This window comes from Mediterraneibacter sp. ICN-202921, from assembly GCF_037890075.1.
Lineage (GTDB): Bacteria > Bacillota > Clostridia > Lachnospirales > Lachnospiraceae > Mediterraneibacter > Mediterraneibacter massiliensis.
The window spans coordinates 17,557-31,915 of the sequence record NZ_JBBKBE010000014.1 but is presented as its reverse complement, the minus strand read 5'-3'; the positions used below and the strand labels follow the sequence as shown (position 1 = coordinate 31,915).

At 43.1% G+C, this 14,359-nt stretch carries 12 protein-coding genes; all 12 read left to right on the top strand.

Annotation, left to right across the window (positions count from 1 at the left end):
• Positions 1-69 precede the first annotated feature (69 nt).
• Positions 70-969, top strand: coding sequence for a GTPase Era (era, locus tag WKT01_RS10635; RefSeq protein WP_340312320.1), 900 nt, complete (start codon positions 70-72; stop codon positions 967-969).
• A gap of 111 nt (positions 970-1,080) precedes the next feature.
• Complete coding sequence (locus tag WKT01_RS10630; protein WP_117975062.1) at positions 1,081-1,260, top strand: hypothetical protein; 180 nt, start codon at positions 1,081-1,083, stop codon at positions 1,258-1,260.
• Complete coding sequence (gene recO / locus WKT01_RS10625) at positions 1,202-1,942, top strand: DNA repair protein RecO (RefSeq protein WP_270395639.1); 741 nt, start codon at positions 1,202-1,204, stop codon at positions 1,940-1,942. Before WKT01_RS10630 ends, recO begins: the two co-directional genes overlap by 59 nt.
• An 82-nt stretch (positions 1,943-2,024) precedes the next feature.
• Complete coding sequence (locus tag WKT01_RS10620; RefSeq protein ID WP_117975088.1) at positions 2,025-3,416, top strand: glycine--tRNA ligase; 1,392 nt, start codon at positions 2,025-2,027, stop codon at positions 3,414-3,416.
• Positions 3,417-3,640: 224 nt separating this feature from the next.
• A complete protein-coding gene (locus WKT01_RS10615) occupies positions 3,641-5,038 on the top strand; it encodes an aminopeptidase (RefSeq protein ID WP_117975089.1) in 1,398 nt (465 codons plus the stop codon).
• Between the two features lie 315 nt (positions 5,039-5,353).
• Positions 5,354-7,978, top strand: coding sequence for a pyruvate, phosphate dikinase (gene ppdK / locus WKT01_RS10610; RefSeq protein ID WP_117975064.1), 2,625 nt, complete (start codon positions 5,354-5,356; stop codon positions 7,976-7,978).
• 484 nt (positions 7,979-8,462) lie between these two features.
• A complete protein-coding gene (locus WKT01_RS10605) occupies positions 8,463-8,750 on the top strand; it encodes a type II toxin-antitoxin system Phd/YefM family antitoxin (RefSeq protein WP_117975065.1) in 288 nt (95 codons plus the stop codon).
• Positions 8,734-9,051 carry a type II toxin-antitoxin system RelE/ParE family toxin gene (locus WKT01_RS10600; RefSeq protein WP_117975066.1) on the top strand — a complete coding sequence of 106 codons (318 nt, stop codon included), beginning with the start codon at positions 8,734-8,736 and terminating at the stop codon, positions 9,049-9,051. The genes WKT01_RS10605 and WKT01_RS10600 overlap by 17 nt, the downstream gene beginning before the upstream one ends.
• A gap of 273 nt (positions 9,052-9,324) precedes the next feature.
• A complete protein-coding gene (locus WKT01_RS10595) occupies positions 9,325-10,011 on the top strand; it encodes an ABC transporter ATP-binding protein (protein WP_009243486.1) in 687 nt (228 codons plus the stop codon).
• Positions 10,001-12,562 carry an ABC transporter permease gene (locus WKT01_RS10590; RefSeq protein WP_117975067.1) on the top strand — a complete coding sequence of 854 codons (2,562 nt, stop codon included), beginning with the start codon at positions 10,001-10,003 and terminating at the stop codon, positions 12,560-12,562. Before WKT01_RS10595 ends, WKT01_RS10590 begins: the two co-directional genes overlap by 11 nt.
• Positions 12,563-12,644: 82 nt before the next feature.
• Complete coding sequence (locus tag WKT01_RS10585) at positions 12,645-13,310, top strand: response regulator transcription factor (protein WP_270395638.1); 666 nt, start codon at positions 12,645-12,647, stop codon at positions 13,308-13,310.
• Positions 13,311-13,312: 2 nt separating this feature from the next.
• Positions 13,313-14,329, top strand: a complete 1,017-nt coding sequence (locus tag WKT01_RS10580) for a sensor histidine kinase (RefSeq protein WP_117975069.1) — start codon at positions 13,313-13,315, stop codon at positions 14,327-14,329.
• Positions 14,330-14,359 lie beyond the last annotated feature (30 nt).

The window sequence follows — 14,359 nt, the reverse complement described above, 5'->3', positions numbered from 1 at the left end:
ATCGGGATTCCGTCTGTTGGGGAAAAATCCGGCAGACGGAATCTGTATGCAGAAGGAAAAGGAGAAAAAATGAAGGAAAATTTCAAATCCGGCTTTGTGACGCTGATTGGCAGGCCAAATGTAGGCAAGTCTACCTTGATGAATCATCTGATCGGACAGAAAATCGCGATCACATCCAATAAGCCGCAGACGACCAGGAACAGAATACAGACCGTACTGACTACAGAGGAAGGACAGATCGTCTTTGTAGATACTCCCGGTATACATAAAGCGAAAAATAAACTGGGAGAATATATGGTGAACGTAGCAGAGCATACACTAAAAGAAGTAGATGTCGTGCTTTGGCTAGTAGAGCCGTCTACTTTTATTGGAGCAGGCGAACAGCATATCATAGAACAGCTTAAGAGGGGAACAACGCCGGTGATCCTCGTCATCAATAAGACGGATATGGTGAAGCCGGAAGAGATACTGAAGGCTATCGATACATATCGACAGGCGTTTGCGTTTGCAGAGATCGTTCCCGTTTCTGCCAGAAATGGGGATAATACAGACGAGTTGGTAAAGGTGATCATGAAATATCTTCCCTATGGACCACAGTTTTATGATGAGGATACAGTGACAGATCAGCCGGAGAGACAGATTGTGGCAGAGCTTATCCGAGAGAAGGCGCTGCATTGTCTGCAGGAGGAAATACCGCATGGGATTGCTGTGGCGATCGACCGGATGAAAATGCAGAAGAAGATCATGCACATTGACGCAACGATCATCTGCGAGCGGGATTCGCATAAGGGGATCATCATAGGAAAACAGGGAAGTATGCTAAAAAAGATCGGAAGTACGGCACGCTATGAGATCGAAAAGATGTTAGACTGCAAAGTACATTTGAAATTATGGGTAAAAGTCCAGAAAAATTGGCGCGACAGCGATTTTCTGATGAAGAATTTCGGCTATAGACAGGACGAAATGTGAGGGAGTCTTTTGTCAAGGCGTTTCGTGTAAAAAAAGCTGGTAGTTTTTACGTGGTATAGAGTGCTTTTGAATCGGGGAACCTAATCATAACACATATGAAGAGGTGAGCTGATGGAAGAAACATACTGGAGTCAGTTTATGCTGACAGGAAGCGTGGAAGACTATCTGCAGTACAGATGGGAAAAGAGCAAAAAAACCGGGCAGACAAGTAATGATAAATGGGGCGTAGAGTGTGAATCAAATTGTGTTGACAGGGATGGTGCTGTCCGCAGCGCCGATAGGAGAATATGACAAAAGAATCGTGATACTGACGAAAGAACGCGGAAAGATCTCCGCATTTGCCAAGGGGGCACGGCGGCCGAACAGCCCTCTTATCGGCGCGGTCAATCCGTTTAGTTTCGGCGAGTTTGTCGTATATGAGGGCAGAACTTCCTATACGATACAGTCTGCTCATATATCCAACTATTTTGCTGAATTAAGAGCGGATATTACGGGCGCTTATTATGGCTTTTATTTTTTGGAATTTGCAAATTATTATACAAGGGAACAAAATGATGAGAGAGAAATGTTGAAGCTTCTGTATCAGACGCTGAAAGCATTGTCGAATCCGCATATCCCGAATCCGTTAGTACGTTTCATATTTGAGCTGAAGGCAGTCTGCATCAATGGGGAAGGACCGCAGGTCTTTCAATGTGTGGCCTGTGGATGCGAGGGGCCCGGATATCGGTTCAGCGTGAAAAAAGGCGGTCTGGTGTGTGACGGGTGTGCAGGAGACGTCATAGACGACATACTTCTGGATAAGTCTACATTATATAGCATGCAATATATAGAAAGCAGTAAGATCGAGAAACTGTATACATTTACAGTATCAGAAAAAGTACTGGATCAGCTCGGTAAGATCATGGAGCGCTACTGCGACGTATACATAGATAAAAAATTTAAATCTCTGGAAATACTGGAGACACTGCTGTAAAGAGCTGCTTATGCTTTACAAAAGGAAAGCGACCCGTTATAATAAATATCAGTCGAAAAAGGAGAATGTGAGGAACAGTACAATGGTAGAAAAGACAATGGATAAGATCGTAGCTCTGGCAAAATCAAGAGGTTTTGTATATCCGGGTTCCGAGATCTATGGAGGACTTGCCAATACATGGGATTACGGGAATCTGGGCGTGGAGCTGAAAAATAATGTAAAGAAAGCATGGTGGAAAAAATTTGTACAGGAAAGCCCCTATAATGTGGGAGTAGACTGTGCGATCCTGATGAATCCACAGACATGGGTGGCTTCCGGTCATCTTGGCGGATTCAGCGATCCACTGATGGACTGCAAAGAATGTAAAGAAAGATTCCGCGCAGATAAGCTGATCGAAGACTATGCGGCGGAGAACGGAGTGGAGCTTGACGGAAGTGTAGATGCGTGGTCCAAAGAGAAGATGACAGCCTATATAGAAGAACATGACATTAAGTGTCCTTCCTGCGGAAAACATAATTTTACGGATATCCGGGAATTCAACCTGATGTTTAAGACTTTCCAGGGGGTTACAGAGGATGCGAAGAATATCGTATATCTGCGGCCGGAGACAGCGCAGGGGATCTTTGTGAATTTTAAAAATGTCCAGAGGACATCCAGAAAGAAAATACCTTTCGGTATCGCACAGATAGGGAAATCCTTCCGTAATGAGATAACACCTGGAAACTTTACATTCCGCACCAGAGAATTTGAACAGATGGAACTGGAATTCTTCTGTGAACCGGATACAGATCTGGAATGGTTTGACTATTGGAAGAACTTCTGTCTGAACTGGCTGAGCACATTAGGACTCAAAAGTGAAGAAGTACGGTATCGCGACCATGAGAAAGAAGAATTATCTTTCTATAGTAAAGCAACGACAGATGTAGAATTTTTATTCCCGTTTGGCTGGGGTGAATTATGGGGGATCGCAGACCGTACGGATTACGATCTGTCCCGCCATATGGAAGTTTCCAAACAAGATCTTACCTATTTTGATGATGAGAAAAAGGAAAAATATGTTCCGTATGTCATTGAGCCGTCACTGGGAGCAGACCGTATGGTGCTGGCATTCCTTTGCAGCGCTTATGACGAGGAAGAATTAGAAGGGGGAGATGTGCGTACGGTCCTGCATTTCCATCCGGCTCTTGCGCCTGTGAAGGTAGGCGTACTTCCGCTTTCTAAGAAACTCAATGAAGGCGCGCTGAAAGTGTATGAGACGCTTTCTAAGACATATAACTGCGAATTTGACGACAGGGGAAATATCGGGAAGCGGTATCGCCGCCAGGATGAGATTGGAACCCCGTTCTGTGTGACATACGATTTTGAATCTGAACAGGATGGAGCAGTTACCGTGCGTGACCGTGACACGATGGAACAGGAAAGAGTAAAGATAGAAGACTTGAAAGAATACTTTGAGAAAAAGTTTGAGTGGTAGAATGAAGTGATGCGATGGGGGATATTCTTAATACAAGGGTATCTCCTCTCTTTTTAAGCAGAAGCGCAAGCTGTCTGCGGGTTTTAGGCAAAAGCGTAAGCCTGTCTGCTGGGTATGCTTACGGGAAACTTGAAATGGCTGCGTCTTGACGGCCAGAAGTGTCTGCGGACAGGATAAAAAGAAGTTGAGAAGAATACGGACATAAGGAAAGGATGGCAGAGAAAATGGAAGCAAGAAATGTATGGACAACGTATAATGAAAAACAGATGCAGGAACTGACAGAACTCAATGAACGGTATAAAGCGTGCCTGGATCAAGGCAAGACAGAACGCGAATGTGTCGCTCTGACAGTAGATATGGCAGAACAGGCAGGGTATCAGAATATAGAGAAGATACTTGCGCAAGGAAAGAAGCTAAGTGCCGGGGATAAAGTATATGCTGTGTGCATGTCTAAAATGGCGGCGCTTTTTTGCATTGGGGAAAAGCCGCTTTCAGAAGGAATGAACATCTTGGGGGCGCATATCGACTCTCCCCGTATCGACGTAAAGCAGAATCCTCTCTATGAGAACGAAGGGCTTGCGTATTTGGATACACATTATTATGGCGGAATCAAGAAATACCAGTGGGTGGCGCAGCCTCTTGCGCTGCACGGCGTTATTGTGAAAAAAGACGGGACTGTCGTCAAGGTGAACGTAGGGGAGGATGAAGCAGATCCGGTATTTGTGATCACAGATCTTTTAGTCCACCTGGCACAGGAACAGTTGGAGAAGAAGGCGTCTAAAGTGATCGAAGGAGAAAAGCTGGATCTTCTGATCGGCAACCGTCCGATCGAGCAGACAGAAAATCTTGATAAAGCAGAGAAAGACGCTGTAAAAAAGAATGTGATGCGTATACTCAAGGAAAAATACGGAATGGAAGAAGAAGACTTCTATTCCGCAGAGTTGGAGATCGTACCTGCGGGAAAGGCGAGAGACTGCGGGTTTGACAGAAGTATGGTGCTGTCTTACGGACAGGATGACAGGGTATGTGCGTTTACTTCTTTATTTGCCATGCTGGATGTAAAACAGCCGGTGCGGACAGGATGCTGTCTGCTTGTAGATAAAGAAGAGATTGGAAGTGTAGGCGCAACAGGGATGCACTCTAAATTTTTTGAAAATACAGTGGCAGAATTGGTGGCGCTTACAGAAGGAGAATCAGAATTGAAAGTCCGCCGCGCGCTTTCCAGATCTAAAATGCTTTCATCAGATGTAAGCGCAGCGTATGATCCGATGTTTGCAGAGGCATTCGAGAAGCGGAGTTCTGCGTTTTTTGCAAATGGGCTTACGTTCAATAAATTTACCGGCAGCAGAGGAAAGTCAGGTTCCAACGACGCAAATGCAGAATATCTTGGAAGATTAAGAAAGGTGATGGATGAAGCCAAGGTGGCGTATCAGTTTGCTGAACTGGGAAAAGTAGACTTAGGCGGAGGCGGAACGATCGCTTATATCATGGCAAACTATGGCATGGAAGTCATAGACAGCGGCGTGGCAGTCCTGAATATGCATGCGCCTTATGAAGTGACGAGCAAGGCGGATGTATACGAGGCGGTGAAGGGATACCGGGCATTTTTACAAATGAAGTAGCGGAAAGAAGATGGAAAAGTATACCCATCCGGGTATCCGTGATATATGCCTTACAGGCGGGCGGGCTTTGCCCGACGAGGTATATCCATCCGGGTATCCCGTAATACATGCCTTACAGGTGGGCGGGCTCCGCCCGACAAGGTATATTTATGCAGAATTTCCTATTTTGTAATATTGACATATGCAAAACAGGGAATAAATATTGTGTATATTTACCAATAAAACGCTTGACTGCAAGGGGTAAAACAATTAGAATATTATATGCGACTTAATGCAAATTTATTTGTAAAATTTTATTTAGGAGGTCATTAGAACATGGCAAAATGGGTTTATATGTTCACAGAAGGCGACGCTACAATGAGAAACCTTCTTGGCGGAAAAGGCGCAAACCTCGCAGAGATGACAAACCTGGGACTCCCGGTACCACAGGGATTCACTGTAACTACAGAGGCTTGTACACAGTACTATGAAGATGGCAGAAAGATCAATGATGAGATCATGGCACAGATCATGGAAGCTATCGAAAAATTGGAAAAAATCACAGGAAAGAAATTTGGCGATAAGATGAATCCGCTTCTTGTTTCCGTTCGTTCCGGAGCAAGAGCTTCTATGCCTGGTATGATGGATACGATCCTGAACCTGGGCCTGAATGAAGAAGTTGTTGAGACTTTGGCAGAAGCATCAGGAAATGCTCGTTGGGCATGGGACTGCTACAGAAGATTTATTCAGATGTACTCAGACGTAGTTATGGAAGTTGGTAAGAAATATTTTGAAGAACTTATCGACAAGATGAAAGAAGAAAAAGGTGTAAAACAGGATGTAGAACTGACAGCAGAAGACTTAAAGACTCTGGCTGGACAGTTCAAGGCTGAATATAAAGAAAAAATCGGCGAGGACTTCCCGGCTGACGCAAAAGAGCAGCTGATGGGAGCAGTTAAGGCAGTATTTCGTTCATGGGACAACCCGCGTGCCAACGTATATCGCCGTGACAATGATATTCCGTATTCTTGGGGAACAGCTGTTAACGTACAGATGATGGCATTTGGCAACATGGGAGATGACTGTGGAACAGGTGTTGCATTTACACGTGACCCAGCTACAGGTGAGAACGGTCTGTTTGGAGAATTTTTGACAAACGCTCAGGGAGAAGACGTAGTTGCCGGTGTTCGTACACCAATGCACATTTCCGAGATGGAACAGAAATTCCCAGAAGCATTCGCACAGTTTAAAGAAGTTTGCAAAACTCTGGAAACACACTACAGAGATATGCAGGATATGGAGTTTACAGTAGAGCATGGTAAACTGTACATGCTGCAGACACGTAATGGTAAGAGAACAGCACAGGCTGCTCTGAAGATTGCTTGTGACCTTGTTGACGAGGGAATGAGAACAGAAGAAGAAGCAGTTGCAATGATCGATCCACGTAACTTGGATACACTGCTTCACCCACAGTTTGACGCTGCTGCATTGAAAGCTGCAACACCAATGGCGAAAGCACTTGGAGCATCTCCAGGAGCTGCTTGCGGTAAAATCGTATTTACAGCTGATGATGCTGTAGAGTGGGCTGCAAGAGGTGAGAAGGTAATTCTTGTTCGTCTTGAGACATCACCGGAAGATATCACAGGTATGAAGAGCGCTCAGGGTATCCTGACAGTCCGTGGCGGTATGACATCTCACGCTGCTGTAGTTGCACGTGGAATGGGAACATGCTGCGTATCTGGTTGTGGAGATATCGCAATGGACGAAGCAAATAAGAAATTTACATTAGCCGGAAAAGAGTTCCACGAGGGAGACAGCATCTCACTGGATGGATCTACAGGCGCTATTTATGACGGCATCATCCCGACAGTGGATGCTACGATCGCTGGAGAGTTCGGTCGTATCATGGGATGGGCTGACAAATATAGAACAATGAAAGTTCGTACAAACGCTGATACACCGGCTGACGCTAAGAAAGCTCGTGAGCTTGGAGCAGAGGGTATTGGACTTTGCCGTACAGAGCATATGTTCTTTGAAGGCGACAGAATCGATGCATTCCGCGAGATGATTTGTTCCGAGACAGTAGAGGAAAGAGAAGCTGCCCTTGAGAAGATCCTTCCGGAGCAGCAGGGAGACTTCGAGGCTCTGTATGAGGCTCTGGAAGGAAATCCGGTTACGATTCGTTTCCTTGATCCACCGCTTCATGAATTTGTTCCAACAGAGGAAGAGGACATCAAGAAACTGGCTGATGCTCAGGGTAAGACAGTTGAGCAGATCAAGACAATTATCGATAGCCTTCACGAGTTTAACCCAATGATGGGACATCGTGGATGCCGTCTTGCAGTTACGTATCCGGAGATTGCTAAGATGCAGACAAGAGCTGTCATCCGTGCAGCGATCAACGTACAGAAAGCTCATCCGGACTGGACAGTAAAACCGGAGATCATGATCCCGCTTGTAGGAGATATCAAAGAGCTGAAATATGTTAAGAAATTCGTTGTTGAGACAGCAGATGCTGAGATCGCAGCAGCAGGAAGCGATCTGAAATACGAAGTTGGTACAATGATCGAGATCCCAAGAGCAGCTCTTACAGCTGACGAGATCGCAAAAGAAGCTGACTTCTTCTGCTTTGGTACAAACGACTTGACACAGATGGCATTTGGGTTCTCTCGTGATGATGCAGGTAAGTTCCTGGAAGCTTACTATGATGCGAAGATATTTGAGAATGATCCATTTGCTAAACTTGACCAGAATGGTGTCGGCAAGCTGATGGATATGGCTATTACATTAGGAAAACCGGTAAATCCGAACTTGCATGTAGGTATCTGCGGAGAGCACGGCGGAGATCCAAGCTCTGTAGAATTCTGCAATAAGCTGGGTCTGGATTATGTATCCTGCTCACCATTCCGTGTGCCGATCGCAAGACTGGCAGCAGCACAGGCTGCTATTGCACAAAGGTAGGAGTTCTCTTTCCTTTGAATTACCGCTTAGTTTCGAGCAGGCAGCCGCCTATCGAAAGGCTAACGGACAGTATGTAAGGAAAGATCAATGGAGACATACCATTGTAAGGGTTTTTATAGACCTTAATTAAAAAATGAAATGAGATAGGCGTATCATTAGAAATAGTGGTACGCTTATTTTTGGGTGCGCCTTGCGGCGCACGCCGCTAATGGATGAAAGTTCCAGATCCGCCCTAGTAGTGGGAAGAATACAGCCAAGATCAAGGGTGTCCTATTCATGGCAAGATTATGATTAATGTGAGGGGGATCTGAAGGAAGGTGGAGGAAAATCTCTGATCTGACGAACAGAAATGAGGAAATGAAGTTTTTATATTACGGGGGTTAAATGTGCACAACAATTTTTTGTGCGTATTGACTTGATTGCATGAAATGAGTATAATATGGATAGAATATTACTATCTAATATACGAGAAGGAGGTTTTGTTATGAATATTCGTCCATCCGCAGCAATCCGCCAGAATTACAACGAGATTGCCGATATGTGCAGAAAGACCGCAGAGCCGGTTTTCCTTACCAAGAACGGCGAGGGAGATTTAGTCGTTATGGATATTGAAACTTATAACCGCAGGGAAAAAATGCTGAAGCTGCGTGAGGAATTACTTGCCGTAGAGGAAGATAGGGTGCGTGGAAGCAAAGGCTACTCTGTTGATGAAGTCGCTGCGATGATGCGTAGTGCGATCAAGGAGGCGGCAGCTCATGGAACAGCAGAATAAATACCGTGTGATCGTATCAGAACGGGCAACGCAGATGCTTGTTTCCCACGCTGCTTTTCTGGCACAGGTCAACCTAGAAGAGGCGAAACGGATGACAGCCGAATTTAAAAAGACTGCAAATTCATTAGAACTGATGCCGCAGAGATGTTCGTGGCTCACAGAGAACTATATCCCAAGAAATGCCTATCGTTTTATCCTGTTTGAGAAACGCTATATGATAATATTTCAAATAGTAGACGATATAGTCTACGCTGATTATGTGGTGGATTGTAGGCAGGAGTACAGCTGGCTCATTCGATAACAACAAAATAACTTTCAGAAATCGTCACTTACAGCCGGGTGGCGATTTTTTTACAAAGGGCAACAGTTATTATGATGAAATTTATGCGATTGATTTTTCAAACAAGGTAAAACCTCTTGAAAAAGGAATAAGTGAATTGCCGTTTTTGCCTCTATTTGTAATTAAAAGTGTTGATGAAGAAGAATATTCTTAGTTTAGACTGTAATGAGATTGTAAGAAGTGGTTGCTATACTGAACTTACAAAATAAAAAATACAAATTTGGAGGTTTTAATATGGCAATACTTGAAACAAAAGATTTACGAAAGATATACGGAAGCGGAGAAAACGAAGTCCATGCTTTGGATGGGGTATCCATTTCCGTAGAGGAAGGCGAATTTGTTGCTGTTATCGGTACATCAGGCAGCGGTAAATCTACACTACTCAACATGATCGGCGGGTTAGACCGCCCTACTTCTGGTAGTGTTACTATCCGAGGAAAAGAACTTTTGAAAATGAAGGACGAGGAATTGACAATTTTCCGCCGCAGAAATATCGGCTTTGTATTTCAGAATTACAATCTGCTTCCTGTTCTCAATGTTTATGAGAATATTGTGTACCCTATTGAGATCGACGGTGGCAAGACCGATACAAGATTTGTAAAAGAGATTATCCATACTCTTGGCTTGGAACAAAAGCTTAAAAATATGCCGAATAATCTTTCAGGCGGTCAGCAGCAGAGGGTTGCGATTGCCCGTGCCCTTGCGACAAAGCCTGCCATTATCCTTGCGGATGAACCGACGGGAAATCTGGACTCAAAAACAAGTATGGATGTTATTTTGCTGATGCAGTCGATCAGCCGTCAGTTCCACCAAACCACCATTATGATCACGCACAATGAGGAAATCGCTCAAATGGCAGACCGTACAATCCGCATTGAGGATGGCAAGGTTGTTTCGGGAGGTGTCAGATATGCACGCTAACCGAAATAAAAAAGCAGTTAAGAGAGTGGAAAAGGGAATGATGAAAGCAAACCGTATTCGTAACCTGTTTGCGGTGTTTGCAATTGTCCTAACTACCTTTATGATTACAACTGTATTTAGTTTGGGCATTAACTATATGGAAAATATGAAGTTAATGCAGGTGCGTACCGCAGGCACGACCGCTAATGCGTCCCTTGCGATGCCGACAGAAAAGCAGGAACAGCAGATTAAGAATTTGGAATATGTTAAAACTGTAGGTACGCAGTATATGGTCGGCTCAGTTGCCGAGAAGAACGACGAGGGGCGTGAGCTTTCTATCGCACTTTCGTATTACGACACTACTGAATGGGATAAACACTATAAAGAAACAATCAAAGATATAGAAGGGAAATATCCTTCAAATGAAAATGAAATTATGCTGTCAGAGGATGCTCTTTCACAGCTTGGAATTAAAGAGCCGAAGCTGAATATGGAAATTCCTTTATCTTATTATGATAAAAACGGTCAGCAGGAAAATAATTTCACATTAAGCGGATGGTTTCATTCCTATACAGGTACGGGAATGGGCTTTGTTTCAGAAAGCTATTGTAAAAACGCAGGCTATACAATGGCACAGGACGGCGTTCTTTCTTTGTCGCTGAATAAAATGCCCGATGATTTTTATTGTATTCAAAAAGATGTGGAGCTTAACGAAAATCAATCTTTCGGCGGTGCGGTTTCCATGAAATCATCAAGCGGTTCAGTTATCGCAATGGTAATCCTATTGGTATTCTTTATCATTGGCAGCGGCTATCTGCTTATTTACAATGTTTTGTATATATCCATTTCAAAGGATACCCGTTTTTACGGTTTGATGAAAACGCTTGGAACAACGCAAAAACAGATTAAATCACTGGTAAAAAATCAGGCGGTTAAGTTTGCCTGCATTGGTATCCCGATTGGTATTGTGTTAGCCACCGCTGTTTCCTTTGGAATTGTTCCCTTTGTTTTGAACGAGGGTTTTGAACAGGGCAAGTCGATGATGGATGCCGAAGTGTTTTTTCATCCATCTATCTATATTCTGTCCATTCTCTTTTCGGCGGTAACTGTTTGGATTGCCTGCAATGCTCCTGCAAAAGCGGCTGCAAAAATTTCGCCAATAGAAGCATTGAAGTTTCAGAATTTTGCACCGAAGAAAACAAAAAGCAGAAATTCCACCAATGGCGGCAAGCTGCATGTGATGGCATTTCATAATGTGTTCCGTGACAAAAAGCGAGCTATTCTTGTGTTTATGTCCTTGTTTATGGGAATTACTATGATTTTAGGCGTAAATGGAGTTATAAGCAGTATGTCGGCTGAGAACTTTATTAAGGAATACATGGATTATAACTTTGAATACAATGATATTCAATTTGAACAGCCTGAGCAACTCAACAAGGAAGTACCTCAATTCGACGAACATTTTGTGGAACAGATTAAGCAAATCGACGGTGTTGAAAATGTAGATATTCAAAAGACAGTCTGGGCAGGTATTGACTTTGATGAAACCGCTTTAGAAGGCTTTATGAAAATTAAATATGAGGACAGCAAATATAAATCGAAGGGACAGTCCTATGAACAGATGATAGAGGTAATGAAAGGGTATGCTGATGCCGGTGACTACGGCTGCTATATTACAACGCTTCCAGACGACAGGATACTGGAAGAATACAATGCCAAGCACCCTGATACGCCCATTGACATGGACGCATTTAGGCGTGGTGAAACAGCGATTGCCGGAAGAGATACAGAAATTCTTGCTCCCACTACCGCTTTAGTGGGGGAAATGTTAACGCTGACTGCCGACAATACAGACGGCAAGGCGACCGATTTTAAAATCGACGGTTCTTTTTACTATGACGATTATGCAAATAATCTTTCTGATAGTATTGGCAGACGCAAAGATATTTATATGGTTCCAGATATTATCTTTGTCAGCGAAGCAGGTATGGAACGCCTGACAAAAGAACCAATCATTTCCGCAATCGGTGTGAATATTAAAGATTTTAACGATTTAGAACGAATTGACAGCGAATTACAGGCGATCAACAGTACCTTGACTGGATCAGAATGGCAGTTTAAATCAGCAGTTAACCAGAAAGAACTATTTGAACAGATGAACTACTCTTTAAGCTTGTTGGGGAACGGTGCCGCAATTCTGCTCATTGTCATTGGTTTGATTAACTTTGTCAATGTAATGCTGACGGGTGTGGTGGCAAGGAAAAATGAATTTGCCATTATGGAAAGTATCGGAACAACGAAAAAGCAGATTATGAAGATACTTACTTTAGAAGGCGGTATTTATGCTCTGATTTCTACTCTGCTGATTATGACTTTTGGTAATGCGTTCCTAATGTTGGTGGCAGATGCAGTTCCGCATATGGCAAATTATGCAGTATTTAAATACCCTGTTGCTCTTGTCATCGGTTTGATTGCAGCAATCTTTGTAATTTGCTTAAGCGTTCCTGCCATTGTTTACAAAGCAACTTCTGATGAAACGGTCATTGAAAGACTGCACAATTTTGATAATTAAATGAGGCTGCGGGACGGACGCAGCGTTGCTGCGTCTGTTCCTGCAATTTTGCATATTGAGGAAGGTGGTGCGTTTTACGGCTATGGCAAATATTTTTCTCCTTGAAGATGATAAAATTCTGAGCAAGGGTATTTCTATCGCCTTAAAAAAAGACGAGCATACGGTTACAGCAGTCTATGGGTATTTGGAAGCATTGCAACAATACCAAAAGCAAAAGTATGATTTGTTTCTGCTTGATATTAACCTGCCTGACGGAAATGGTTTGGAATTTTGTAAGAAAATTCGGGAAACATCGGAAACACCTGTATTATTTTTAACCGCTAATGATACGGAAGAAGATATGTTGGAAGGGTTTGGCGTTGGTTGTGATGATTATATATCAAAGCCTTTTTCTATTGAAGTTTTACGAAAAAAAGTATTGGCAGTTCTAAAACGAACCGGCGTAGGAAAACTTCGTATGAAATACAGAGATTTAGAGTTAGATAAAGAAAAGTGTCTTGTTTTAATGAAGGGACAGGAAATACATTTGACCTCAACAGAATACAAATTGCTCCTTTATCTAATGGAAAACAGGGGAAGGGTTGTTACAAAGGCGATGCTTTTGGAACAGCTTTGGGATATAGACGGAAACTTTGTTGATGATAATACCGTGCGTGTGAATATTAAGCGGCTAAGGCAGAAACTGCATGATGAAAAGCAGGAATACATTGTGACGGTTTTTGGTATGGGTTACACTTTTGGAGAATGACGATGAAGCATTTTGAAATTTACAGAAAACTGATTTTAATTATAGGTACTGCTACGGCGGTGGTATCTGTTGGTGTGTTCTTTTTTATGGAGGACATCCTTTTCCGTACGCTTTTTATCTCTTTTGCATTTGTATTTTTATGTGGCTTGTTGTTCCTAATGGACTTTCTGCACAACCGCTATAACGATAATCTGTTAGAGGAGATTACGCTGCTCATTGAAGCTTTGGTAGAACAGCAGGAACGGACGGTCTTTTCAGAAGCTGAGGATACCCTGACTGCACGGCTGCAGCACCAACTTCTAAAACTCCGCAATATTTTAAAGGCACAGAATCAAATGCTGACACAAGAGAAAGAACAGATCAAAACTTTAATCTCCGATATTTCGCATCAAATCAAAACGCCCGTAGCAGCGGCAAACACCTTTGCACAGTTATTAGGTGATACAGGGTTATCCGATGAGGAGAGAAGTGAATATATTGCCACCTTGCAGATGTCCCTTGAAAAGCTGACTTTTTTGACAAACAGTTTGATTAAAATGTCCCGTTTGGAAAGTGGCATTATCCGATTGAAACCTGAACAAAGCAGTTTAAATGATATTGTTATGCAAGCGGTAAAAACGGTTTATGCCAAAGCAAGGGATAAAAATATTACGATTACCTTTGATTGTGGGCAGACCTTTGAAGCCCTGCTTGATTTTAACTGGACGGCAGAAGCTGTTACCAATGTACTTGACAATGCTGTGAAATACACACCAAGCGGCGGAGTTGTGGACTTGAAAATCACCGAATATCCATCGTATTTGCGATTGGATGTATCCGATAACGGAATTGGCATTCCTGAAGAAGAACAGGCAAAAATCTTCGGCAGATTTTACCGTGGAAAGCAGTCAGCAGGAGTTGACGGCGTAGGGATCGGTCTATATCTTACCCGTGATATTGTGAATAAGCAGAACGGGTATATCAAGGTGGCATCCGATGAAAAAGGTACGACATTTTCTTTGTTTTTGAAAAAAGTTTAGAGAACGTTATTTTTTCTGGATATAAAATAC

Excerpts from the sequence above, each read along its gene's own strand:
- era (WP_340312320.1), top strand. The coding sequence starts at position 70 with ATGAAGGAAAATTTCAAATCCGGCTTTGTGACGCTGATTGGCAGGCCA.
- WKT01_RS10630 (WP_117975062.1), top strand. The coding sequence starts at position 1,081 with ATGGAAGAAACATACTGGAGTCAGTTTATGCTGACAGGAAGCGTGGAA.
- WKT01_RS10620 (WP_117975088.1), top strand. The coding sequence starts at position 2,025 with ATGGTAGAAAAGACAATGGATAAGATCGTAGCTCTGGCAAAATCAAGA.
- WKT01_RS10615 (WP_117975089.1), top strand. The coding sequence starts at position 3,641 with ATGGAAGCAAGAAATGTATGGACAACGTATAATGAAAAACAGATGCAG.
- ppdK (WP_117975064.1), top strand. The coding sequence starts at position 5,354 with ATGGCAAAATGGGTTTATATGTTCACAGAAGGCGACGCTACAATGAGA.
- WKT01_RS10605 (WP_117975065.1), top strand. The coding sequence starts at position 8,463 with ATGAATATTCGTCCATCCGCAGCAATCCGCCAGAATTACAACGAGATT.
- WKT01_RS10600 (WP_117975066.1), top strand. The coding sequence starts at position 8,734 with ATGGAACAGCAGAATAAATACCGTGTGATCGTATCAGAACGGGCAACG.
- WKT01_RS10595 (WP_009243486.1), top strand. The coding sequence starts at position 9,325 with ATGGCAATACTTGAAACAAAAGATTTACGAAAGATATACGGAAGCGGA.
- WKT01_RS10590 (WP_117975067.1), top strand. The coding sequence starts at position 10,001 with ATGCACGCTAACCGAAATAAAAAAGCAGTTAAGAGAGTGGAAAAGGGA.
- WKT01_RS10585 (WP_270395638.1), top strand. The coding sequence starts at position 12,645 with ATGGCAAATATTTTTCTCCTTGAAGATGATAAAATTCTGAGCAAGGGT.
- WKT01_RS10580 (WP_117975069.1), top strand. The coding sequence starts at position 13,313 with ATGAAGCATTTTGAAATTTACAGAAAACTGATTTTAATTATAGGTACT.